The organism is Vibrio sp. Vb1166 (genome assembly GCF_033338695.1).
GTDB classification, from domain to species: Bacteria; Pseudomonadota; Gammaproteobacteria; order Enterobacterales; family Vibrionaceae; genus Vibrio; species Vibrio alginolyticus.
Map to the genome: position 1 here is coordinate 125,425 of NZ_JAWOTE010000002.1, position 25,041 is coordinate 150,465.

The following is a 25,041-nucleotide window of genomic DNA, read 5'->3' on the forward strand; positions in this document are numbered from 1 at the left end:
TGTGAGACGGAGATAACGCTTCACACCTGTGCAATCGAATACATGTGTGAGCTCACTCTAATTATGTAACAGAATTATCAATTGCATTATTTATCGTGATCTAACGCACGGAACATTTCTATCTTTCACATAGAATAACTGTCCATGCAATAACAAGGATTCAACATGAAAAGTCGCATTGAACAGGCGCTAGCAGGCGCTCCAGAAGCACTTTCCAAACAACTTGCTCCTATCATCCAAGCTGATGATTTTGATGCTACGCTTTCAGTTCAACAATTTGAGCAGTTGCTTTCAGCTACCGGTCTATCAGACAAAGAGCTTCGTGTTGCGCTACTTCCTTTTGCCGCAGCGTACTCCTATGCTCCCCTTTCTGACTTTTATGTCGGCGCTATCGTTCGTGGTCTTTCAGGTCGCCTTTACTTCGGTGCCAACATGGAATTCTTTGGTGTACAGTTGGGTCAAACGGTTCACGCAGAGCAGTCTGCGATTAGCCATGCTTGGATGAAAGGCGAACGTGGTGTTAAGGATATCACTATCAACTTCAGCCCATGTGGTCACTGCCGCCAGTTCATGAATGAGTTATCTACCGCAAACGAGCTTAAAATCCAGCTCCCAGAACGCGAAGAAAAGTCACTTCATGAATACCTGCCTGAAGCCTTTGGACCAAACGATCTCGGTATCGAGTCCGGCTTAATGGCAGAAGTTAAACACCAGTTCTCATGTGATGATGAAGACGCACTCATCCAAAGTGCAGTTGAAGCGATGAACATGAGCCACTCTCCATACACCAACAACTTGAGTGGTTTAGCATTAGAGATGACTAGCGGCCGTGTATTCCAAGGTGCTTATGCAGAAAATGCAGCGTTTAATCCTAGCTTGCCACCGCTACAAGTTGCGCTAATCCAAGTTTTACTTGCGGGTGAAACCTTTGACAGCATCAAAGCCGCTGCATTGGTAGAAAACTCTGAAGGTAAGATCAGTCACTTAGCCGATACGCAATCAACGTTGGAAGCGTTGAATCCAGATATTCCGCTTAGTTTTGTCAACGTATAAACGACAAATTCAACAAAAAGCTCTACAACATGTAGAGCTTTTTTATTACCTAAAAACCAAAAGCAAACGTTTGCTTTGTCATAAAACTTCAGTATGATCTCCTGCAATTTCTGTCTCATCACTCTATTTTGTAAGGGAACACTATGTTTGGCACTGCAACTAGCGCAAATACTACCCGTGTATTACTTTTAGGCTCTGGCGAACTCGGTAAAGAAGTCGCCATTGAATGCCAGAGACTTGGTTTAGAAGTGATTGCTTGTGATCGCTATGCCAATGCTCCAGCGATGCAAGTCGCTCACCGTAGTTATGTTATCGACATGTTAGATGGGAACGCCTTAGAAGAAGTTATTACGAAGGAACAACCTACTTACGTCGTACCAGAAATTGAAGCCATCGCAACCGGCAAACTGGTAGAGCTTGAAGAGAAAGGACTGAATGTTGTTCCAACCGCTAAGGCAACCAGGCTAACAATGAATCGTGAAGGTATCCGACGTTTGGCAGCAGAAGAACTGGAATTGACGACTTCACCTTATCGTTTTGCAGATAACTTTGAAGACTTCAAAGCCGCGGTTGAACATGTGGGTATTCCGTGCGTGGTGAAGCCAGTGATGAGCTCTTCCGGTAAAGGGCAAAGTGTTATCAAGACCGAAGACGACGTTACAAAAGCATGGGATTACGCTCAGGAAGGCGGACGTACGGGTGCAGGTCGCGTTATCGTGGAAGGTTTTATCGACTTCGATTACGAAATCACTTTATTGACCATCAGAGCCGTTGACGGTGTGCATTTCTGTGCTCCAATTGGTCATCGTCAGGAAGATGGCGACTACCGCGAATCATGGCAACCGCAAGCTATGTCAGAAAACGCAGTAAAAGCAGCTGAATACACGGCTGAGAAAGTGGTAAACGCGCTCGGTGGCTACGGCATCTTTGGTGTAGAGCTGTTTGTCAAAGGCGATAAAGTCATTTTCAATGAGGTCTCTCCTCGCCCTCACGATACGGGTATGGTTACAATGATTTCGCAGGAAATGTCTGAGTTTGCTCTCCACGTGCGCGCGTTTACCGGAATGCCAATTAATAATATTGTGCAATATGGCCCATCTGCGTCTGCTGTTATTCTTGGACAAGGGACTTCCACAAACATTCGCTTTGAAAACCTAAGCAAAGCTTTAGCTCAACCTCAAACACAAGTTCGTCTATTCGGTAAGCCAGAAATCGATGGTCGCCGCCGTTTAGGTGTTGTCCTTACGCGACGAAAAACCACCGAAGAAGCCGTTCAAGATGCTGTTGAAAGTGCTTCAAAAGTGAATATCATTTATTAAATACGAACCACTCATACAAAAATAGCGCAGCTCAAATTGCTGCGCTATTTCGTGTTCCAAACCGAAGAGAGCCTATTCACTCTCGATTAAGTACACTTCTTCAGAGAAGCGACTTAAGCCTTTTTTCGCAATTTTAGGATGATTCTCGTCAGCTTCATCTACGTTCAAACAAGTAACTTTGTAACCTGAAAATAACTGCTCAATCTCTTCGACCGGCACGCTAAATGGAGGCCCCGCCATCTCTTCTTGAGGATAGTTGAGTGTAACAAGCAAAATACGACCGCCTGGGTTCAAAAGTTGCTTGAGACGCTCTACATACTCCTCTCGCATATCTTGCGGTAAAGCAACCAACGCGGCACGATCATAAATGATATCGGCTTGAGATACTGGTGCAGTGAAAAAGTCCCCAGTATAAATAGAGAGCTCATCAAATTGATAAAGCTCGTGCATGCCATTAAGAGGCGTTACCGTTGGCGTGTAAAAATGTTCAGCAAAAAAGGCACGCACAGCAATATGGCTTAGCTCAACGCCTTCAACCGAATCATGCTTCATCGCTAGCCAAATCAAGTCTTCTGACTTTCCACATAAAGGAACTAACACTTTATCTTCACGCTTTGGATTAGTGTGTTTCCAATATACTGGTAATAGCGGGTTTACATCTTCCAAGTGAAATCCGATTTGATTGCTGGCCCATTTGTTATGCCAAAATTCTTGGTCTCTCATTTTACTTTCTACTTGTCGGCTGTTTTCATTTTGAGAGGTAAGACTAACGTTTTTTTTCAATTTGTCTATGCCGTTCATCTTTGGTTAATACTGCGGTGATAGGATGTAATCGGTCTCATAGGAGACGCGCCTTTATCTGATAATCAGAATAAAGAAAAGAGAAATGGTGATCTAACGCACGATTCTACTTCAAGATAAAACTGAAACCTTGGAATCTTTCGTAATGGCCCCATTTATAAGTTAGTACCTGATTTGCCGAACTTAGCGACCTTTATGTTCCCTATTTTCTAAGTACAAGCAAGTTAAGGAGAGTGAATGAGCTTATTTCTTCGTACTACAGCATTGATGCTTTTGGTACTTAGCCGTGCACCGGCATTTGCCGCACTTCCAATTACCCCTGCACCTAGTGGCGAACAAAATCGTTCAACCAGCCAAAACGAAGTTTGTTCGAAACTTTTTAAACACAGCCTTAGCGGTTTATACGGCATTCAGTCAATCGACACCACGCCAACTCAGCCATATTCTGACTTCGACATTCTTTACAGCAAAGCACACCAAGCACAATTTGAACTTGAAACTATCTGTAAAAGTACCGCACTTCTTAATGACGCTCAGCCATACTTCGCAGGTGTAAAATCCAAACAACGAGCAGAAGAAAAGATAGCTTTAGAATTAGGTGGGAAAGTTGAACGTATTACTGACCTAGCACGTGCAACGATTGTAGCTGAAGACGTCGCCAGCTTAGTCTCCATTTATGAAACGTTAGAGCGTGAAACAACGATTGTGAAAGTAAAAAATCGATTCAAAAAACCTGGCCCTTCAGGATATAGAGACTTGAACTTGCTCGTTCGTTTACCAAAAACAAACCTAGTAGCCGAAGTTCAACTGCACTTGAAAGCAATCGCAGATGTAAAAAGCGGTCCCGAACACGACCTATACGAAAAAATCCAGAAACTAGAACGTCAAGCGATGTTGGAAAAACGTGAGCTAAGCGAAATAGAGCTTGCCTCTATTCGCAACATGCGTACACAGTCTAAGAACTTGTACCAACAAGCATGGCAACCATACTTAACAACGCATCTAGAAGCGGCGTAACCGATATCATTAAGCGTCTCTCATAAACAGAAAAACCACCGCATTGCGGTGGTTTTCATTTGTATGCACACGAATTTTACGCAAAAAAAGACCACGCCTTAGCGTGATCCATTTATTCGGCTTACTGTACTTTCTTCAGGTTTTCTACACGAGCTTTTAACTTCTGACCCGGGCGAAAAGTCACTACACGTCGAGCAGTAATTGGAATATCTTCACCAGTTTTCGGGTTACGACCAGGTCGTTCATTCTTGTCACGAAGATCAAAGTTACCAAAACCTGACAGTTTTACCTGTTCGCCACTTTCCAGTGCCTTACGAATCTCTTCAAAGAACACTTCCACCGTTTCCTTGGCGTCCCGCTTACTAAATCCTAATTTATCAAACAGGTTTTCTGCCAGTTCGGCTTTTGTGAGCGCCATAAAACTTTCCTCAAAGCTATGTTAAACAATGCTACGTTAGTGTAGCGCCAGAGCAGTTTTACCCTACCAATTCAACAACATATCGGGGTTACATCAGGAAGTGTATGACAAGCTTATGATTTTCGCCAACTTTTTTCTTGGCGAACAAAAGGAATAGCACTACGTAAATTATTGTTAAACGCCAGAAATTTGATATTTTTGTTTTTGTTTCATCTTTATCAGGAAAAACATCCAGATTATAAAACTAAAAGTAGTTTAAATATCAACATTAAACACTATTTAATAAAAATATCAGATATTGGTTATTTAACAGACACTTGACATAGAACTTGTCGTAAATTCAGTGATTTGTATGTAACTCGATACGTAACAATTAGATTAAAAGGTATGACCACCTGTACTTTGCAACTGTGCTTAGAAAGCTTGATTAAACCCACGCTTCTCGCTGTTTAACGATGACGCCATATATAAAGATTGATAATGTGGAAGTTCGTGTATTTCCTCATTAGCTTCTTACACTGCTTCTAGGCGACCATGATTAATCAAATCATAAATATTCTTTTCCCTGTTTTTGCTCTTGTCGGAGTTGGCTATTTGGTCGGTCGTTACATCAAGCCTGACTTTCGCCCAATAAACCGCATTAATATTGAGGTATTTACGCCAGCACTGGTATTTTCGTCACTCGTTAGCATGCCGCTCGATTCAAATCAGGGGCCGCTTCTTTTGGCGGCAATTGTCGCGGTTTTAATTCCCGCACTACTCATGATCCCGGTATGTCGATGGACGTCACTCTCGTTTAAAACCTGGGCGCCACCACATATGTTTCGCAATAGCGGAAATCTAGCTATTCCTTTGTTTACCTATACGTTTGGAGAAATTGCGCTGTCGTCAGCAGTGCTTTTATTTGTCGTGTCAGCATGCTTGCATATCAGCTTAGGCGTAATGTTGCTTAGTCATGGCAACCCTTTTAAGCAAATAGTCAAGATGCCAATCTTTTTAGCAGCGTCGTTGGCTCTGTTTCTCAACGTGTCAAATGTGGGTGCATGGGCGCCTTTATACGAAGCCACGGCTCTACTTGGGCAAGCGGCCGTACCCGTGATGCTTTTATCTCTGGGGGCACAAATGTGTCATTTAAGGTTGGACGGTTTAAAGATTGGTGTGTTGTGTACCGTGCAGTCACTGGCAACTGGTGCTGTCGCTTTTGCACTTATTTATTGGTTAATTCCCCTTCCAACGATGCAATTGCAAATGATGGTGCTCTTCACAATGCTGCCGCCAGCCGTCATGAATTACCTATTTGCGGAAAGGCTGAATATAGAACCCATGAAAGTGGCGTCAATGGTACTATTTGGCAACTTTTTCAGCATTCTTACGCTACCTCTTCTGCTTAGCTATACCCTCTCACTCGCTGCCTAACCGCCAACAAGCTATCGTTAGCGTGTATTAGCTGAAAAACAATACGTTCCTAATCTCGGGTAAGGGCCATCCCTAGTTTGGTCTAGTATTTTAAAGTAATGAGGGATGGTGCGAGCAGTAAGGAACTTGAACAACGATAAGGTAATCCTAAAAATAAAAAACCCTGCCAAACTGGCAGGGTTTTCATTTCTTAAGAAGATACGTTACGCGAGATTAGTCACGCAGAGACGCACCAAACTTCTCAGAAACGTGAGCAACGATAGCGTCAACCGCACCAGCGATATCTGCATCTTCAAGCGTACGCTCAAGTGACTGTAGAGTCAGAGCGATTGCTAGGCTCTTCTTACCATCTTCAACGCCTTTACCTACGTAAACGTCGAACAGTTTCGCATCTTTAAGGAACTCGCCACCTTGCTCTAGACAAGCGTTAACAATGTCACCAGATGCAACAGCTTCATCCACTACTACCGCGATATCACGACGGTTTGAAGGGAATTTAGAAAGTGCTACCGCTTCTGGGATCACTTTGCTGTTAATTGCAGACCATTCGATTTCGAATACGATAGTACGACCATTTAGACCGAACTTACGCTCAAGCTCAGGGTGAACGGTACCGATCACGCCCACTTCTTTGCCATCTACGATGATTGCCGCAGATTGACCTGGGTGAAGTGCTGGGTTAGCTTTTTTGCTTTCAGGTGACAGTGCAGCGAAAGAGTACGCTTTTTCGTTCGCAGATAGCTCTAGAATCGCTTCTAGATCGCCCTTAAGGTCGAAGAAATCAACCGTGTTAGTTTCGATATCCCAATGTTCTTCACCGCGAGTACCAGCAATAACACCTGCAAGCATAGGCTCTTGGCGCATGCCGTTTTCTGCAGTTTCACATGGGATGAAACGTAGGCCGTATTCGAATAGACGAACGCGTGGCTGTTGACGCTTCTGGTTGTGAACAACCGTGTTCAGCAGACCTTGGATAAGACCAAGACGCATTGCTGACATGTCTGCAGAAATTGGGTTTGGAAGCACTAGAGGCTCAACACCAGGTACAACTAGCTTTTGTTGCTCAGGCTCAACGAAGCTGTATGTAATTGCTTCGTGGTAACCACGGTCAACAAGAAGATCACGAACGCGTTTCAGTGGAAGATCCGCTTCAACGTGGTTGTGCATCTTAAGTGCTGCTGCTGGGTGTTGGTTAGGAATGTTGTCATAACCGTAGATACGGCCAACTTCTTCAATCAGGTCTTGCTCGATAGCGATATCGAAACGCCATGTTGGCGCTACTGCCATCCAACCTTCTTCTGAAGCTTCAACAGTCAAACCTAGACGCTCTAGGATTTCTACTACGTCGCTATCTGCAATGTGGTGACCTAGCAGGTTGTCTAGCTTAGTACGACGTAGAGCAACTTTGTTTGGCTTAGGTAGGTCTGCTTCAGACTCTACTGCAACAACAGGTGCTACTTCACCGCCACAAATTTCAACAAGAAGCTGTGTTGCACGCTCCATTGCGCTCACTTGTAGTGCGTAATCCACACCACGCTCGAAACGCATTGAAGAGTCAGTGTGCAGACCGTAGCTGCGTGCGCGACCACGGATGTGGTCAGGTGCAAAGAATGCACACTCTAGTAGAACGTCTTTAGTCTCAGTTGTTACACCAGACTCTTCACCACCAAAGATACCTGCGATTGCAAGTGCTTTGTTGTGGTCAGCAACTACTAGTGTATCTGCGTTTAGTTCTGCTTCGTTGCCGTCAAGAAGCGTTAGCTTCTCACCTTGCTCTGCCATACGAACTACGATGCCACCTTCGATCTTCGCTAGATCGAATGCGTGCATTGGTTGGCCTTGCTCTAGAAGAACGTAGTTAGTGATGTCTACTACAGGGTCGATAGAGCGAATACCACAACGACGCAGTTTCTCTTGCATCCATAGTGGCGTTTCAGCTTGAACGTTTACGTTCTTAATAACACGACCTAGGTAACGAGGACACGCAGCTGGCGCTTTCACTTCGATAGACACTTTATCGTCGATTGAAGGGGCAACTGCTTCTACTGATGGCTCAGTCACGTCAGCACGGTTTAGTACGCCAACTTCACGAGCTAGACCACGAATGCTGAAACAGTCAGCGCGGTTTGCTGTTAGATCTACGTCTACTGTTACGTCGTCTAGACCTAGGAATTCACGGAAATCAGTACCGATTACAGCGTCTTCTGCTAGTTCCATGATGCCGTCTGACTCAACGTCGATACCTAGTTCAGTGAACGAACAAAGCATGCCGTGAGATGGCTGGCCACGTAGTTTCGCTTTTTTGATTTTGAAATCACCTGGAAGAACAGCACCAACTGTTGCGACTGCTACTTTCAGACCTTGGCGACAGTTAGGTGCGCCACAAACAATGTCTAGAAGCTCTTCTTCACCCACGTCAACTTTAGTTACGCGCAGTTTGTCTGCATCTGGGTGTTGGCCACATTCAACAACGTGACCGACTTTAACGCCAGTAAAAGAACCAGCAACAGGAAGAACCTCGTCTACCTCTAGGCCGGCCATTGTAATTTGGTGAGTTAGCTCGTCAGTAGTAACCGCAGGGTTTACCCACTCACGAAGCCATGATTCGCTGAATTTCATGTTGATGAACCCTCTGGATTACTTGAACTGTTTTAGGAAACGAAGATCGTTCTCGAAGAACGCACGTAGGTCGTTCACGCCGTAACGAAGCATTGTTAGACGCTCAACACCCATACCGAATGCGAAACCAGAGTATTTTTCAGGATCGATACCTACGCTACGTAGCACGTTCGGGTGAACCATACCGCAGCCTAGTACTTCTAACCATTTACCGTTTTTGCCTTTCACGTCTACTTCAGCTGAAGGCTCAGTGAATGGGAAGTAAGATGGACGGAAACGTACTTCTACTTCTTCTTCGAAGAAGTTACATAGGAAATCGTGCAGGATGCCTTTCAGCTGAGCAAAGTTTACGTTCTCATCAACCAGCATGCCTTCCACTTGGTGGAACATTGGCGTGTGCGTTTGGTCGTAGTCGTTACGGTATACACGGCCTGGTGCAATGAAACGGAATGGTGGTTTACCATTTTCCATCGTACGGATCTGTACGCCTGACGTATGAGTACGAAGCATCAAGTCTGGGTTGAAGAAGAAAGTATCGTGGTCAGTACGCGCTGGGTGATCAGCTGCGATGTTTAGCGCATCGAAGTTGTGGAATGCATCTTCGATCTCTGGGCCAGCCTCGGTGTTAAAACCAAGTTCGCCAAAGAACTTCTCAATACGCTCTACAGTACGAGTTACTGGGTGTAAACCACCGTTTTCAATACGACGACCTGGTAGTGTTACGTCGATTGTTTCTGCTGCTAGTTTCGCTTCAAGCTCAGCACGTTGTAGTGCATCTTTACGAGCTGCGATAGCTTGCTGAACTACGCCTTTCGCTTTGTTGATCTCTTGACCAGCTTCACGGCGTTCTTCTGGTGGTAGTTTGCCTAGGCTTTGAAGTTGAGCAGTTAGCTCACCTTTTTTACCCAGATACTGAACACGCACTTCATCAAGTGCGACTAGCGATTCGGCAGCTTCAATTGCAGTGCTCGCGCTAGCAATGATCTCTTCTAGATGTTGCATCGTTTCCTCATCTACCTGTAGGTAGTGTCCATAAGGGAGTGATTGGTTTTTTGATAGCTGTACATAGTAGCCAAACCGGGCACCAATGCCAAATTGAATTACGAAAAGAAGAGGTTATTGAATAAAAAGAGCACAAAAACGTCAAAAATGTCATCTTTAGTTAATCTGCCGTTTAGTTGTGCCCTTTTGTTTTAGAAATAGTATTGAATAGATAGCTCGATAAAATCGTCATCTCTAGCGAAGTAGAGCAAATCATTTGGTGTTTCATTTTTAAACAACCAAGCATCAATTTGCCACTTAACGTGATTCGATATTCGGCTCGACGCCTCTAACTTAGCATTGTAAACATCAGCATTATCTAAATCCTTCGTGATTCCCGTCAATACTTCCGTTCCGTCCTCATCATTGAGCGCCCAACGAATACCTGCAAACACATCATTTTGACCGATAGTTTGTGCGTTGTTTCCACGACTGTCATAGAGGTACTCACCAATAACCCCCACATCCCAAACCGTGTCAAATGCACCGACGAAGGTATACTCAAAACCCGTCACAAGACCGACATGATTATCAGCGCTATCTCGATAAACACTTTCTAGTTTCCATAACCAATCGCCAACAATTCCTTGCACATCGAGACCGACATGACTCATCAGAGCGTAGTAAGGCTTTAATTCTCCGTACTCTAAACGAAAGTAAGGATCCCGGTTTGTTCCATATAAATAGCTTAGGCCTACGTCCCAATCGCCAAGCATTTTCGAATATCGAAAAGCCACATCTACGTGCTTCTCTTCTCTGCTTGATTCATAGATAGCATCATCAGAGACAACGGGGTCGGTTCTCAAGCGGCCATCTGTACCCGCAAACGTTCGTTCCCTAAAGTAAGGTAACAACATTGCGTGGACGGTGCCCCAGTCTTTGAAAGAGGTAAAATGTAACATCGGCTGACCGAGTTTATCTTCACCATCGACGGCTTCAATGGCATCTGTTTGGTTTACTACATCAACTAAATGGGCTGATTCAGTCACTCCCCAAAAGACCTTACTAATCCCAACTCGAAGCTCATAATCATCCCAATAAGTCAGATAAAGTGCCTCTCGTATGTCACCATGACTTCGCTCATCGTCTAGACCATCCAGACGATAGAAAGGTGTGAAAGTAAAGTTTGCATCACCATTTTGCATCTCCCAGTAAAATTCTGGCTGCAAAACCAATGACGTTTGCGCTTTGCTCTGACCCTGAGAGCCCGTTTCAAAAAACTGACGATGCTCAATATTGACTTGTCCTGCGAGCTCGACGGCAGTCAGAGGCATCGAGTAAAAAAAAGCTGCTGCACTAAACAACAACCCAACATTTAATCGCTTCATTTTTCCTCCACTACCTCACTCGCTTCAACACATTCTTATGAAAGTCATTGTCTTGTAATCCAGTGTTAAAACGCATTTCGCTAGTCGTTAGCTCAGTACTTTTTCCTGTTTGATGGTTTGTCATCGCCATAGTGTGCGCGCGCCAATATTGGTTGAGATATTGCTTGTAATCGGAAAAAGAAAGCGTTTTTAACAAAGAGCCTTTGCGGTCGTAAAACTCAACTTTAAGTGGACGATAATGCGCTTTACCTAACCACACCGTTTGCTTGGTATAACCTGAGTTCTTATCGGTCGGAATTTGCTCTACGACGAAAACATCTTGCCCGTTTATGCTGTCATCTTTTAGGTAGTTGAAACGGTATTTTTCAATCTCAAAGGAACTGAGATCCTCATACGCGAATTCACTGCCCATAAAAGGACCTGATTTGTTACGCGAGGAAATACGTTTCACACGTTTCAGTGCAGGAAGGTAAAGCCATTGGTCATCGGCACCCACCGTATGAGAATGGTTAAGAAACGCCGTGCCTTTTACATCTCTCGGTTCATCAAATATCGTGAGCCCTTTGTCACCATCGCCATCAACTTCGAGTGATTGTAAGCGCATTAAACGTGTGCTGCTTTCTCCTTGCGCGTTTCGAAGAATCATTTGCATCGTAGCAACAGAATCCCCCCACCCTTCATCACGGGCTTTGCGCTCTTGGGCAATTTCTAGTCCTTTGGCTTCATCCGCCAACACCGCATGACTCATAATAAGCGAGACAGAAAGTACTGATACTTTTAAGGCATTTTTTACTAAATTCATGTTCGATCCTTTAATTCGTTATGACTGAGTAACAGTCTTGGTTTGAGAGTCAGTTGATTTAAGCTTATTTCGGCGCTCCACCTCGTCGTAAACGCCTTTGTCAAACAACATCAGTAGAGTCGGTAGGAGGATGAAATCCACAACAAGGGCAATAAAGATGACAATGGCACTCAGCTGTCCCATATCGGCATTTAAGCGGAAGCTCGACATCGCCAGAACAGAGAAACCAGCAACAAGCACGACCGTCGTAATCCAAAGTGCGCGCCCCACGGTACGAAAGGCGTAGCGAACCGCTTGCTCCGCACTGTGGCCATCTTTACGAGCGTGTTGATATTTAGAAAGAAAGTGAACGGCGTCATCAACAACAACACCAAGCGTTAATGTCACAACGACAGACAATCCCAAGTTAATCTCGCCAGAAACCAGCGCCCAAATACCAAAACCAATAAGCGCAGGAGCAATATTCGGGACAAGACTAATTAAGCCAAGCTTGAACGAACGCAAGGCAAAGATCAGTAATGCAGAGATTAAGACAAGAGTAATGGGCAAGGTTGACAGCATGCTAGCCATATTCGTTTCACCAATATGCGCAAACATCAGTGAAGGACTAGACGCAACAACATCATATTGAGGCGCGTTTTCGTTAAACCATTGGTAAATACGATTTTCCAAATCAACAAGCTCGACGCTGCCCAAGTTCTCCACGGTGAGAACCATCTTGATCGACGACTTATCTACATTGATTTGGTTGTTCAAATCTAAACCATACGGTAGTGACATTTCGTAAAGCAGCAGATATTGAGCCGCTAATTCTCTGTCTTGAGGGAGCGAGTAATAAGCCTGATCATCTCCATGCATGTTCTTGTTTAGGCGCTTATAAACATCGCTCAAGGTCGCAACATGGTCCGTTTCTGGCTGCAACCTTAGCCAGTCAGTAAATTTACCCACGGAATTGAGAAAATTAGGATCGGCAATGCCCTGCGATTCGTTAGTTTTTATCGCGATACTGATGTTCGCCATGCCACTGATTCGCTCTTCCATAAAATCAGCCGCTCGGCGAAATTCATTGCTATGGCCAAAGTACTCGACGGATTCATCATTGACTTTGTTCAGCGGAATCAAGCTCGCACTCGCGACAATAACAAGCACCGACAACGGCAATAACGCATGTCGCTTTGACACCACGAAATCTCCTAAATGATCCATAAAGTGCTTTCTTTCATCAGAAGTATCCAACTTCACCGTAATCGGAAGGATATTAAGCAAGGCGGGAAGTAACGTGATGGAAAGGAAACAAGCAACCATGACGCCAAGGGCTGATAGGTTGCCGAAATCTCTCAGGATTGGAGAATCCGACATATTCATCATTAAAAAGCCGATCGCGGTGGTAATGGAGGTAATCAAGATAGGCATGAAATTGAGCGCAATACTTCGCTCAATAGAGTGGGCTTTACTAAAGCCGTTTTGCATAGACTGACGCATTGTCGCGATGATGTGTACACAGTCTGCGACGGCAAGCGTCATCACCAAGGTAGGCACATTAACGGTCGCCGTGCTTAAGAACATACCAGCCCATCCTGACAAGCCCATTGTAACCATAACCGAGCCGATAATAACGATGAGCGTCGCGATGACGCTAAGCAATGAGCGCAACATGATGGTCAGAAACACCAATATCACTAGTAACATAGTTGGCACTAATGTTGCGCTATCATCTTGGGCTGCGGTCATAAACGCGTAGTTCATTGCAATAATACCAGCCTTGTGGAATTCCGTGTCTGGGTACACTTGCTGATAACGCTCAATCATTCCGTTTATGTAAGCAACCACCTCTTGTACTTCAGCAGTTTTATCTATTTCAGGGAGTTGGACCGTAACGTTTACGACCGTGACATCTCCTTTTTCAGAAATCAGTGAACTTTTCAAAACCGGCTCACTCAACGCAATACTTTTGACTTTCTCTATTCGTTGAGGTGTCAATTCATATTCGCTATACAGTAAATCTTCGACAAGAAGATCATCTTCAAACGCTTCGGTATGCTGGTAGTTGGCGAGGGAATCAACGCGGGTGGAGTATGGAACTTGCCACGCCTCGTCAGTGATCTGCTGAATAAGAGATAATGTGCTAGGAGTAAAAACAGTGCCGCTCTTTGGCGCTATAACCAAAGCAAGACTGTCAGATTTTGCAAAGGTGGTTTGAATTTCATCAAACGCAAGTAACTGCTCATTTGTTCCATCAAAGAAGATGTCGTAATCTCCTCTAAAGTAAAGATTTTTTCCTCCAATAGTTGCTATGACAATCAATAAAACGGTAGCAAGCATCACCAATACACTGTAATTCGTTGGTAGCTTACCCCACCCTGAACGGGCGTATTGTTGAACGTTGTGATGTGGCATCACACTCTCCTTTTGTGACGTTTCGTCAAATTTAAAAACTAAAAAAACAGCAAATGCTGTAAATAACCAGACAAACTCGACATGCAAACTTTAGATCGAATGAATTTGGCTACATAAGTTAGTTTTTAGTAACTTCCTATGCTTCTCGTGATCATTGGCTGAACGCCAACCTTCGAGATTTAATGACGATTCGTCACAATAGTGCGATAAAAAAGCCAACCATAACGTCAGATTGGCCTTTCCAGTTTATTAGCGATTCACTGACTCTAAATAAGCAAGCTCTTCACTAAATAACTCCTGCTCCACTCGACGCCAGGTTTTACGGTAGTCCCATTCTGTAGATAAAGGCGACCAACCTAAACCATCAAGTAACATATTCGCGTTGTGCAGTACTGAGAATGGGTCTTGAATTCGCTGAATACATCGACTGTTCGATGCATTTTGCGCCAAAGCGTTTGAACCGAATGCAATAGACCAGTTGGCGAATACAATAGCATCAGAACCTATTGCGGGAGAAAACTTAAGATCACCACATTCTACCGCATTGTTCACTAGCGCATCAGCACCATCTATTACTTGTTCTTCCAAGTTATTCAGTTCATTCACACGTTTAGGCGAAGCCTTCTCTAGAACCCAAGGCGTCTTTGCAACAATCGCACAGGTTGATAGTACTGGCTCCATACGAGCGTAAATACGATAACCTACATGCATCGCAATGATTTTTTCTCTGGTATTGCCATTAAATTTGGCGGTACGTTCGAAAAATATTGCTTCGCTTTTCAGCGAATGAATACAAAGCGCAAGAATCACATCTTCTTTGCTGCAAAAATGATTGTAGATCGTCCCTTTAGAATAAGGGCTTGACGCTGTAAGCTTGTCCATCGTTAAGTTGGCAAAGCCTTGCTCTTGAACTAAAGACTTAGCCAATTGAATAAGCTCTATCTCACGATCAGCAATCGCCTGTTGCTTTTTTGTTAGCCCTGAAGACACGCGACATCCGTCTTGCTTGCTATATTTTTTACAGCGAAAGTTAAACATAATCCTTTGATCCGTATACCAACACACTCCCAATAATTGTAACACGATTCTTTAATACAGGAACGCAACTAAAGTTGACGAACCGTCATGAATGACACTTCGTCATAATAGATCAAAAAACAAACATTTCAAGTATGAATTTATAATTAGAAGATAAATAGCTACCAATTATGCATACCCAAGTAGCTACAGGATGCTTGGTTCAACGAGAATGGTTTCTTTGTAGAGGAAGCGAGAGTGGCTTTGGGAGGAACAACGAAGGAAATCAGCATGTTAAAAATGACGAAAGTAGATACTGAACAGGTATTATTCGAAATAAGCCCAAAACACTTTAAGTCTGAATTAAGAGCAAACACCGCTGAATGCCCTACTTACAAAGTATTTGCTGTCTTAGGCTTTTTCTTTTGCAACGCCCTTTCAGAAACTCTCTTCAAAAAAGGCTCAAAATCTATATAGATAGGCTTGGCTTATCACCTGCAGATGCGATGGCATAACGAATATCATCAATAAATCGCCCCTCTGTCTCAATAATGCCGTCAGAGAATGTGACTGGCTGATGTGGCCCAGCAAGTAGAACAATATTAGTAAAATCAGAGACATTAAAGTTCTCTGCTACAACATTTTTGGAATGAAAATCGATGACGGTCTTTGCGACTTGATCTTCCAGTAACAAAAGCTGTTCTTCGGTAATTTTCATACGCGCCAAAGCAACGCGAACACACTTATCGTGGGTAGTCGTCTGCTCTTTTATGATTTCGGTATATTTGTCGTTGAGCTTGGAGTTCTCTGCATAGCTATAATATAAAGGTCCGTGCAGCGTTATATTTTTATCTTCATCAACGTAAACGAGATCCAACAACTCTAATGCTTTTAAGTAATCGGACATGCTCTGCTCAGACAAGTCATACTTTTTCTTTAAAATAGAATAGCCGTCTTTACCTCGTAACATTCTCAATTCACGATAAAAGTCGTAAAGGTGAGGGAATTGAAAGAATACTTCATCCTGTGTGCGACTAAAGTAATCCTCGTCTTCACCTTGCAATTGATTTGCGAGCTTTTGTAGTTCATCTAACGTGCAATCAACCGCTCTACAATATTCCAGCAACTTATCTAAAGCGAGATTCGTGCTTGTAAGATGTCTCTTAAAAGTAGATAGTGGCATACCCATTTTCTCAGATAGCTCTCGATATGTTAGCCCTTTTGTTTTAATCGCTTGGCGTAATGCGGCTAGCAAGTATTCGGGAGTCAGATCTCTCATCTACAATTCCTTTTGGCAATGTTACAGCTGTATAGTATTTGTAACAATTTAGAACCGCTTGGCAAGGTATAAGTTCATATTTTTATAAGAAAAACATGAATTAATATACTGAAAGGAGAATTCACACAACAAATGAAAAATTCAATATGAATTCAATTTCATTATAGGTATAAAATAATATGCAAAACAAAAGTAAAGCAATCACTCTAAATTATCGTGATTAATTTTAATAGTAACGTAAAGTTGAGAATATAAATCTATTCGCTCTGCAAAAATCTAGAATAATTAACCTAAAAGGAACAGAACGGTAAATGCATAATAATTCACCGCTCTCTATTAGCATTTTTGCAATGCTATTCAAGTAGACTAGTCCGCTAGTTTCACTGCAGTACCAAATGCCAAAATTTCCGAAGAACCATCTACGATTGAGCTTGTGGTAAATCGAATCCCTACAATTGCATCGGCACCTTTAGATTCAGCGTCCGCCACCATGCGCTGTATAGCAATATCACGCGCGTCGGTCATCATTTCCGTGTAACCACGAATTTCGCCGCCAACAATGCTCTTGATACCCGCCATGAGGTCACGGCCAATATGCTTTGATTGAACAACATTACCAGTTACAACCCCTCTGATTTCAGAGATCTGCTTGCCAGGAATGCTTTCGGTCGTTGTGTAAATCATTTTTAATCCCTTATAAACGTAAAAATTTATACCCAAGCTACCTTATAACTAACATAAGATGCTAACCAATAAATTGAGAAGACTGATAAACAATACTCTAAATAGCCAAGCTAAAAGTCATTTGGGTATAAATTTTAGCAATAAAAAAGGAGAGCTAATGCTCTCCTTCTCTTAATCCTAAACTGCTAATTAAAGAGCAGCTTTCGCTTTTTCAACTAGAACTGCAAATGCAGCTTTGTCGAATACTGCGATGTCCGCAAGGATCTTACGGTCGATCTCGATAGATGCTTTCTTAAGACCGTTGATGAAACGGCTGTAAGATAGACCATTTTGACGAGATGCCGCATTGATACGTGCAATCCATAGTTGACGGAATTGACGTTTCTTAGCGCGACGGTCACGGTAAGCGTATTGACCAGCTTTAGTAACTGCTTGGAAAGCTACGCGGTAAACACGTGAACGCGCACCGTAGTAACCTTTAGCTTGTTTTAGAACTTTCTTATGACGTGCACGAGCTTGTACACCACGTTTTACGCGAGGCATTATGCTTCTCCTAAACTAAACGATTGATAACTAAAAAGAATTAAGCGTATGGCAACATACGGATTACTGCAGCCACTTCACATTTTGGAAGGATTGCATTCGGACGTAGTTGACGCTTGTTCTTAGTAGTACGCTTAGTCAGGATGTGACGTTTTGTAGCGTGCTTGTACTTAATACCACCAGCAGTTTTCTTAAAACGCTTAGCAGCACCTTTGTTGGTTTTCATCTTAGGCATGATGAATAACTCCGCATTGAGTAGGTTTAATAAACAACGTAATTAGGGCGAACAAAACCCAGCCGTTATGCCTTTATCGAAAGGAAAGCGGCTAGGTTTTAATTACTTGATGAGCCGTTAATTACTTCTTTTTAGGGGCTAGCACCATGATCATCTGGCGACCTTCAATCTTCTTAGGGAAAGATTCAACTACAGCAATTTCTGCAGTATCTTCCTTAAGACGATTTAGAACGTCAACACCGATGTCTTGGTGTGCCATCTCTCGGCCACGGAAGCGAATTGTTACTTTCACTTTGTTGCCTTCTTCAAGGAAACGCGTCAGGTTGCGTAGTTTTACCTGATAGTCTCCAATATCAGTTCCAGGACGGAATTTTACTTCCTTGATCTGGACCTGCTTTTGCTTCTTCTTCTGCTCTTTAGCAGTTTTGCTCTTCTCGAAGAGGAACTTACCATAGTCCATCACACGACAAACAGGTGGCTCGGCGTTAGGACTGATCTCAACGAGATCCATACCAGCTTCTTCAGCAGCTGCAATGGCTTCTTGAATCGATACAACACCAACTGATTCACCGTCAGCGCCTGTTAGTCGAACTTCACGAATACCACGAATTTCACCGTTGATACGGTGCGGGTTTTGTTTTACCGGCTGTTGGCCACGTCTTCCGCCTTTAATAGCTTATTCCTCCAGATTGAGCTTACGGCTAGAGATCTCGTCTTGGATGTATGCAATAAAATCATCCACTTTAAATTTACCAAGATCTTTACCTTTACGAGTACGCACTGCAATTTCGCCAGCTTCCATTTCTTGGTCACCAACAACAAGCATATACGGTACACGCTTCAAAGTATGTTCGCGGATTTTAAAGCCAATCTTCTCATTTCTCAAGTCCGCTTTAGCTCTAATTCCACTTTTTTGTAGTTTTTGTACTATTTCTTGAACATAACCTGACTGTTTATCAGTAATGTTCATAAGAACTGCTTGTTCTGGCGCCAACCAAGTTGGGAAGAAACCAGCATATTCTTCGATAAGGATACCGATGAAGCGCTCTAGTGAACCTAGAATCGCACGGTGAATCATTACCGGTACAAGACGTTCATTGTTTTCACCTACATAAGTTGCACCTAAGCGACCTGGTAGGTTGAAGTCTAGCTGGACAGTACCACACTGCCACGCACGGTCTAGACAATCGTATAGTGTGAATTCAATCTTAGGACCGTAGAACGCACCCTCGCCTTCTTGAATTTCGTATGGGATATCCATCGATTCAAGAGACTGCTTCAATGCTTCTTCAGATTGATCCCAGATTTCATCTGAACCTACACGTTTCTCTGGACGAGTAGACAGTTTCACTACGATGTTGTCGAAACCAAATGTTTGGTACGTATCGTACACCATCTTGATACAGTTTGTTACTTCTTCTTGAATTTGGCTCTCAGTACAGAAAATGTGAGCGTCATCCTGAGTAAAGCCACGTACACGCATAATACCGTGTAGTGCACCAGATGGTTCGTTACGGTGACATGAGCCAAACTCAGCCATACGTAGCGGTAGGTCGCGGTACGATTTTAGACCTTGGTTGAAGATCTGTACGTGACCTGGACAGTTCATTGGCTTAATCGCGTATTCACGGTTCTCAGAAGAAGTTGTGAACATTGCATCAGCGTATTTGTCCCAGTGCCCAGAGCGTTCCCAAAGAACACGGTCCATCATAAGTGGACCTTTCACTTCTTGGTAACCGTACTCATCTAGCTTAGCGCGGATGAATACTTCTAGATCACGGAAGATAGACCAACCATTGTGATGCCAGAACACCATACCCGGTGCTTCTTGCTGCATGTGGAATAGGTCTAGTTGCTTACCAATCTTACGGTGATCACGCTTCGCCGCTTCTTCTAGGCGAGTTAGGTGCGCTTTCAGTGCTTTCTTGTCGTGGAAAGCCGTACCGTAGATACGTTGAAGCATTTTGTTGTCGCTGTTACCACGCCAGTAAGCACCTGCAACATTCAGCAAAGTGAAGTGTTGACAGAAGCTCATGTTAGGAACGTGAGGACCACGACACATGTCGATGTATTCTTCATGGTGGTAAAGGCCTGGACGATCATCACGCGATACGTTTTCGTCTAGGATTTCCACTTTGTATGGTTCGCCACGTGATTCAAACGTATCACGCGCTTCCTGCCAGCTTACTTTTTTCTTAACCACTTCGTACTTGGTTTTCGCTAGCTCTTTCATACGCTTTTCAATCTTTTCAAGATCTTCTTGCGTTAGAGATTCGTCTAAGTCGATATCGTAGTAGAAGCCATTGTCGATGGTTGGACCGATCGCCATTTTAGCTTGAGGGTAAAGCTGCTTAAGAGCGTGACCAAGAAGGTGAGCACAAGAGTGACGAACGATTTCTAGGCCGTCTACTTCATCTTTAACAGTGATGATTTCAAGGCTTGCGTCTTCTTCAATTAGGTCACACGCATCAACGCGGTTACCGTTTACACGACCAGCGATAGTTGCTTTGGCAAGACCGGGACCGATCGATTGCGCAACTTCCATAGTAGATACTGGGTTGTCAAATTGACGCTGACTGCCGTCAGGAAGAGTAATAATAGGCATGCTATGTCCTTTACAGTGGTGTTGCACACCAAGCAACACATGTTATTCAAATTAGAAGCTATTTGTTGAAAATAGTTGAGAGTCAATAAAGGCCTCTCGGTAACACGAATACCGGACCGTTATCGAAAATGGGATTGTACCTAGCTCACATTTAGAATGCAAAGCGCGATTTTGTTTTGTCATAAGAACTTAACCGCAGACCCGTCACGACAATCTGATCATGCTTTTTTAAGAGACCGCATAACTTGTAAACGGAATTACCCCTCAATGAACTTACACAACAAATTACAATATTGCCTATTACGTGTGAACCGATACAAAGCTTAACACGCTTGGCGAGAGCTCAACGTGCGATTTAGGTATATAGTTGTTTTATAGAGTAGTTTGTATGTAGGTATTCATCATGGTCTATTTCAAATCGCGCTTTATGGTGCTTCTAAGCACCTCGATATGTTCTTTGCAAGCCTTCGCATCAAGTGACTTATATGGCCCGCTGCGTTCTTACGCACAATCCCCAATGCAAGTGGTTAGCCACACCAACATACTACGTTCAGGACACAGTCTGCCCTCTGGGTTTGTCGAAGCCTATGGTTCGGGAACCGTGGCAAGTGTTTGGGCTCATACTGATGAATACGCACTGGATTATTACCACAATCAAATCGAATTAGGCAGCAAATGGCAAGTCAGCAACCGTTGGCAGTGGGAGCTCAACTATCGATGGGTCTTTGCCGCTGACAACCATTTAGATGGACTGACGAAAAGCTTCCATAAACTTTTCGGTATCGGACAAAATGGGCGGGATAAAGTAGACAGAGATCGTTTTTACATTTCAATGCCGCAATATGATGTGCTTGAAGATGATTTCGAAGGACAAACACTGGCCAATAACCTATCTACTTACTTACAGTATCAAGTGTTCCAAAATGAACATCACGGCCTATCGATTGGCGGCAGTTTGTATTTTAACGATGTGGCTCACGGCACTTTTCAAGGTAGCAGTTTCGAGCAAGGCTTCCAATTAAACTACAGCTACTTAAGTGATGCTCATGCATTTTATTCGATGATTGGCATGACTTTTCGCTCGGATGACCGTGCCTTGCTCGATCTGCCCTATCGACATAATACGATTGCCATTGCGGGTGGGTACCGTTATGCCTTAGAAGATAACCATCACCTGATGTTGGAATATCATTGGTATCAAGGCTCAACAGAAGGGCCCACAGAGTTTGCTGATGCCTCTAATGAACTGGTATTAGGCTATCGATATCTAATGGAAAATTCAGCGCTTGAGTTTTTAGCCGTAGAGAACGCAAGAAATATGGATAACAGTACCGATATCGCTTTCACAATAGGATATCGGTACATATTTTCATCAAGTTGATGAGAGCTATAGATTTAGCGTTGGTGCAACTGCGGCAGCGACTTGAGCATCGGTTGCATTGATAGGCAACGTAAACGAGCGATATTGGTCACCAGCCAAGCTGAGCGAACGGTCAATCTCTGCCAAACAATGCATGGCCTGCCCTTCCAGAATAAAAGAGAGCTCAATTTCTTTTGATGAGATAAAGCCGCTGTTACGGAACTCTAGCTCTTGATAAATACCAGAGCGAGAGGCAAACGAGCCACCGCGCAAAAAGCCTTTTTCAACATCGGCTTTAACCATAGTGAAGCCAGCTTGCTCGATCGCTTGAATAACCCGAGATGCTACTGGTAGTGGTTTCACTTCAATATAGTCACGGTCACGCGGGTCAATCGCAAAATCAATATCTAACGTCGTCTCGACCCAAACATGACATTGATTCTTAAGTGCGCTAACCGCAGTAATTGGTGTTTCGTCATGCAGTTTTAGCTCAAACGGAACCTGCTTTTCTTCATTAGGTTGAATCACAAAAGGGTCAACTGCTTTCAATTGATCAATAGTGAAGGTTTGGTAACTTACGCTATCACCCACTTCGACTTTCATTTCCGTGTTCAATTTAATCGTAATAGCATCAATTTGTTGTTCGACGTCTCCGCCTTTGATATGAACCTGCCCTTTCAGCGTCGCTCCTTGAAACACGCTCATTTCGTCCAAAATGGTATCTACTTTTGCAGAGCCGATCCCCAGTGATGCTTTCAATTTTTTAAACATATTTTTCCTTTTTTAGCGACTTTTCTTCTAATAATCGTTTGTTTACACAATTGTTTTCTGCTGTGCAAGCAATAGACCACAAGAAAATGCTTGAATTCAATCATCAAGCCAAATAATGCTCAACAGCAAGAGTCATTCAGCCCTGCAATAGGATTGTTCGGTCACTAAGCGGTACATTCGTCGAGAAATGTTTGCAATTTGTACCTAAATTAAGCAGTATTTGTATAGTCAAATAAAGGAAAATGATTATGTCTGCACCACTCTACATTCAAATTAAACAATTTATCCTGGATAAAATTGAGGCTGGAGAGTGGGTAGTTGGTCATCGCATCGCCACCGAGATTGAGCTTACCGAGCAATTTGGTGTCAGTAGAATGACAGTGAACAAAGCAATTCGGGATTTAGTTAATGAGGGCCGATTACAACGTCGCCCACGCTTAGGCACGTTCGTGTGTGATCCTGGTGAAAAGTCAGAATCTCCCCTGCTAGACATTCGAAACATTGCCGAAGAAGTCAGCGATAGAGGGCGAAAGTATGGCAGTAAAGTGCTCAAACAGATTGCTATAAAAGCAGATGACAACATTGCGACAAAACTCGGCGTTATGTTAGGCACGACAGTGTTTTACAGTGAAATTATTCACTATGAAGACCAAACGCCGATTCAATTGGAGCTCCGCTGGGTGAATAGCCAATATGCCCCGAGTTATTTAAATCAAGACTTCACACAAATCACTCCAAATCAATACCTGTCAGATAATTGCCCACTCAGCGCGATAGAACATACTGTAGAGGCAATTGTGCCTGAAAGCCGTATTAAGCAAGACTTAAAAATGCAAGCCAATGAACCTTGCCTTCTCTTGAATCGCAGAACGTGGAGCCAAGATAAGTTAGTCAGTACCGCCCTACTTTATCACCCTGGTAACAAATATAAGCTGAGCTCAAAAGTGCTCATTTAAGGACAAGATTTGTCCTCTAGATCTACGTTTTGATCACATTTTAGCAACATCAATCTTGTCAGTGTTCTTATTTTGCTCTATTTATTTGTATATACATTTAATGATACAAATAAACACAGGGACACAAACATGGATTTGCTGATTGAAAACGCACGTCTAGTTACCATGCAATCGGGAGAATGCGGATACCTTCCAACGCCTCCAGCGCGCATTGGTATTCAATCTGGAAAAATCGTTGCGATCAGTACTTGTGCCATTGGTGAAGACGCACCGCAAACCGAGTCTCTGCTGTCTGCCCAACATTACCCTCAGAGTATCGACCTTCAAGGCAAGTTAGTTCTGCCAGGTTTGATCGACTGCCACACTCATCTTATTTACGCGGGCAATCGTGCCAACGAATTTGAAATGCGCTTAAACGGCGTGCCATATCAAGAAATTTCCAAACAAGGCGGTGGGATACTTTCAACGGTGCATGCGACGCGTTCAGCAACCGAAGCGCAATTAGTTGAGTTAGCGTTGCCACGTTTAGACGGGCTACTCGCGAGCGGCGTCACTTCTGTCGAAGTGAAATCAGGCTACGGATTGACACTGAATGATGAAGTAAAAATGCTCCGTGCAGCCAAAATGCTTGAACAAGAGCGCAAAGTTAAAATCACCACTACACTTCTCGCCGCTCACGCCATTCCGCCAGAGTTCCAAGGTCGTGCAGATGATTATATTGAGCACATTTGTCAGGACATAATCCCTGTTGTCGCAAAGGAAGAATTAGCTACGAGTGTCGATGTTTTTTGTGAATCGATTGGTTTCAATCTTGAACAAACAGAAAAAGTGTTTGTAGCTGCAAAACGTCACGGCTTAAAGGTTAAAGGGCATACTGAGCAGCTTTCTAATCTCGGTGGTACAGCCCTCACTGCGCAATACAACGGTCTGTCAGCGGATCACATCGAGTTTTTAGATGAGCAAGGTGTTAAAGCACTTGCTCGATCAAACACTGTCGCCACTCTATTGCCTGGCGCTTTTTATTTTCTAAGAGAAACTCAGTTACCACCGATTGAGTTGTTGAGAGAGCATAACGTGCCGATGGCAATTGCTACGGACGTCAACCCAGGTACATCACCATTTTCTGATCTCACACTCATGCTGAATATGGCGTGCACACTATTTCGCCTTACACCGCAAGAAGCACTGCGTGGTGTAACGCAACATGCAGCCAAAGCTCTGGGTTATCAAAACTCACGTGGCGAAATCAAAGTAGGGTTTGATGCGGACTTCTCTATCTGGGATATCGAAAGCCCTGCGGATTTAAGCTATCAAGTCGGAGCAAAACGTCTGGTAGGTCGTATAGTAAATGGTGAATACATTTCACACGGAGGCCAATAA

General features: G+C 43.5%; 23 protein-coding genes. 8 read left to right on the plus strand and 15 right to left on the minus strand.

Features of this window, described 5'->3' with window-relative positions:
* Positions 1-165: 165 nt before the first annotated feature.
* On the plus strand, positions 166-1,053 hold the full coding sequence (cdd, locus tag R7E51_RS03020; protein ID WP_005377892.1) for a cytidine deaminase: 888 nt from the start codon (positions 166-168) through the stop codon (positions 1,051-1,053).
* Between the two features lie 143 nt (positions 1,054-1,196).
* A complete protein-coding gene (gene purT / locus R7E51_RS03025) occupies positions 1,197-2,372 on the plus strand; it encodes a formate-dependent phosphoribosylglycinamide formyltransferase (RefSeq protein WP_025766819.1) in 1,176 nt (391 codons plus the stop codon).
* Positions 2,373-2,444: 72 nt separating this feature from the next.
* On the opposite strand, the gene R7E51_RS03030 is transcribed toward purT, so the two are convergent.
* Positions 2,445-3,095, minus strand: a complete 651-nt coding sequence (locus R7E51_RS03030; protein WP_021707633.1) for a thiopurine S-methyltransferase — start codon at positions 3,093-3,095, stop codon at positions 2,445-2,447.
* A gap of 315 nt (positions 3,096-3,410) precedes the next feature.
* Here R7E51_RS03030 and R7E51_RS03035 point away from each other — a divergent pair, with 315 nt between their 5' ends.
* Positions 3,411-4,190 (plus strand): phosphoribosylglycinamide formyltransferase, encoded by a 780-nt coding sequence (locus tag R7E51_RS03035; RefSeq protein ID WP_017821825.1) that lies wholly within the window; start codon positions 3,411-3,413, stop codon positions 4,188-4,190.
* A 121-nt stretch (positions 4,191-4,311) separates the two neighbouring features.
* On the opposite strand, the gene ihfA is transcribed toward R7E51_RS03035, so the two are convergent.
* On the minus strand, positions 4,312-4,608 hold the full coding sequence (gene ihfA, locus R7E51_RS03040; protein WP_005377899.1) for an integration host factor subunit alpha: 297 nt from the start codon (positions 4,606-4,608) through the stop codon (positions 4,312-4,314).
* 534 nt (positions 4,609-5,142) lie between these two features.
* Between ihfA and R7E51_RS03045 the strand changes: the two genes are divergently transcribed.
* On the plus strand, positions 5,143-6,024 hold the full coding sequence (locus R7E51_RS03045) for an AEC family transporter (protein WP_005377901.1): 882 nt from the start codon (positions 5,143-5,145) through the stop codon (positions 6,022-6,024).
* A 213-nt stretch (positions 6,025-6,237) separates the two neighbouring features.
* Here R7E51_RS03045 and pheT read toward each other — a convergent pair whose 3' ends face one another.
* From pheT to R7E51_RS03075, 6 genes are all read right to left on the minus strand, one after another.
* Positions 6,238-8,643, minus strand: coding sequence for a phenylalanine--tRNA ligase subunit beta (pheT, locus tag R7E51_RS03050; protein ID WP_017821824.1), 2,406 nt, complete (start codon positions 8,641-8,643; stop codon positions 6,238-6,240).
* Between the two features lie 18 nt (positions 8,644-8,661).
* A complete protein-coding gene (gene pheS, locus R7E51_RS03055) occupies positions 8,662-9,645 on the minus strand; it encodes a phenylalanine--tRNA ligase subunit alpha (protein ID WP_005385470.1) in 984 nt (327 codons plus the stop codon).
* Positions 9,646-9,836: 191 nt separating this feature from the next.
* The gene (locus R7E51_RS03060; protein ID WP_017821823.1) at positions 9,837-11,012 is read right to left on the minus strand and encodes a hypothetical protein; all 1,176 of its coding nucleotides are present in this window, start codon (positions 11,010-11,012) and stop codon (positions 9,837-9,839) included.
* 10 nt (positions 11,013-11,022) lie between these two features.
* Complete coding sequence (locus R7E51_RS03065; protein ID WP_017821822.1) at positions 11,023-11,814, minus strand: outer membrane lipoprotein-sorting protein; 792 nt, start codon at positions 11,812-11,814, stop codon at positions 11,023-11,025.
* Between the two features lie 18 nt (positions 11,815-11,832).
* Positions 11,833-14,211, minus strand: a complete 2,379-nt coding sequence (locus R7E51_RS03070; RefSeq protein WP_017821821.1) for an efflux RND transporter permease subunit — start codon at positions 14,209-14,211, stop codon at positions 11,833-11,835.
* 249 nt (positions 14,212-14,460) lie between these two features.
* Complete coding sequence (locus R7E51_RS03075; RefSeq protein ID WP_005377913.1) at positions 14,461-15,249, minus strand: TetR/AcrR family transcriptional regulator; 789 nt, start codon at positions 15,247-15,249, stop codon at positions 14,461-14,463.
* 270 nt (positions 15,250-15,519) lie between these two features.
* On the opposite strand from R7E51_RS03075, the gene R7E51_RS03080 reads away from it, so the two are divergent.
* Positions 15,520-15,705, plus strand: coding sequence for a hypothetical protein (locus R7E51_RS03080; RefSeq protein ID WP_017821820.1), 186 nt, complete (start codon positions 15,520-15,522; stop codon positions 15,703-15,705).
* Here R7E51_RS03080 and R7E51_RS03085 read toward each other — a convergent pair.
* From R7E51_RS03085 to thrS, 6 genes are all read right to left on the minus strand, one after another.
* Positions 15,698-16,507, minus strand: a complete 810-nt coding sequence (locus R7E51_RS03085) for a helix-turn-helix domain-containing protein (protein ID WP_005377917.1) — start codon at positions 16,505-16,507, stop codon at positions 15,698-15,700. The genes R7E51_RS03080 and R7E51_RS03085 overlap by 8 nt on opposite strands.
* A 366-nt stretch (positions 16,508-16,873) precedes the next feature.
* On the minus strand, positions 16,874-17,191 hold the full coding sequence (locus R7E51_RS03090; protein WP_005377919.1) for a heavy metal-binding domain-containing protein: 318 nt from the start codon (positions 17,189-17,191) through the stop codon (positions 16,874-16,876).
* A gap of 189 nt (positions 17,192-17,380) precedes the next feature.
* Complete coding sequence (rplT, locus tag R7E51_RS03095) at positions 17,381-17,734, minus strand: 50S ribosomal protein L20 (protein WP_004727974.1); 354 nt, start codon at positions 17,732-17,734, stop codon at positions 17,381-17,383.
* A 40-nt stretch (positions 17,735-17,774) separates the two neighbouring features.
* Positions 17,775-17,969 (minus strand): 50S ribosomal protein L35, encoded by a 195-nt coding sequence (gene rpmI / locus R7E51_RS03100; protein ID WP_005377932.1) that lies wholly within the window; start codon positions 17,967-17,969, stop codon positions 17,775-17,777.
* A gap of 121 nt (positions 17,970-18,090) precedes the next feature.
* Positions 18,091-18,642 carry a translation initiation factor IF-3 gene (gene infC, locus R7E51_RS03105; protein WP_080276913.1) on the minus strand — a complete coding sequence of 184 codons (552 nt, stop codon included), beginning with the start codon at positions 18,640-18,642 and terminating at the stop codon, positions 18,091-18,093.
* 3 nt (positions 18,643-18,645) lie between these two features.
* A complete protein-coding gene (gene thrS / locus R7E51_RS03110; protein ID WP_005395892.1) occupies positions 18,646-20,574 on the minus strand; it encodes a threonine--tRNA ligase in 1,929 nt (642 codons plus the stop codon).
* Between the two features lie 403 nt (positions 20,575-20,977).
* On the opposite strand from thrS, the gene R7E51_RS03115 reads away from it, so the two are divergent.
* Positions 20,978-21,955, plus strand: a complete 978-nt coding sequence (locus tag R7E51_RS03115) for a DUF3187 family protein (RefSeq protein ID WP_054576442.1) — start codon at positions 20,978-20,980, stop codon at positions 21,953-21,955.
* 6 nt (positions 21,956-21,961) lie between these two features.
* On the opposite strand, the gene R7E51_RS03120 is transcribed toward R7E51_RS03115, so the two are convergent.
* A complete protein-coding gene (locus tag R7E51_RS03120) occupies positions 21,962-22,705 on the minus strand; it encodes a sporulation protein (RefSeq protein WP_206957328.1) in 744 nt (247 codons plus the stop codon).
* Between the two features lie 248 nt (positions 22,706-22,953).
* On the opposite strand from R7E51_RS03120, the gene hutC reads away from it, so the two are divergent.
* Both hutC and hutI read left to right on the plus strand, forming a co-directional pair.
* Positions 22,954-23,661 carry a histidine utilization repressor gene (hutC, locus tag R7E51_RS03125; RefSeq protein ID WP_017634851.1) on the plus strand — a complete coding sequence of 236 codons (708 nt, stop codon included), beginning with the start codon at positions 22,954-22,956 and terminating at the stop codon, positions 23,659-23,661.
* 129 nt (positions 23,662-23,790) lie between these two features.
* A complete protein-coding gene (gene hutI / locus R7E51_RS03130; RefSeq protein WP_054577915.1) occupies positions 23,791-25,041 on the plus strand; it encodes an imidazolonepropionase in 1,251 nt (416 codons plus the stop codon).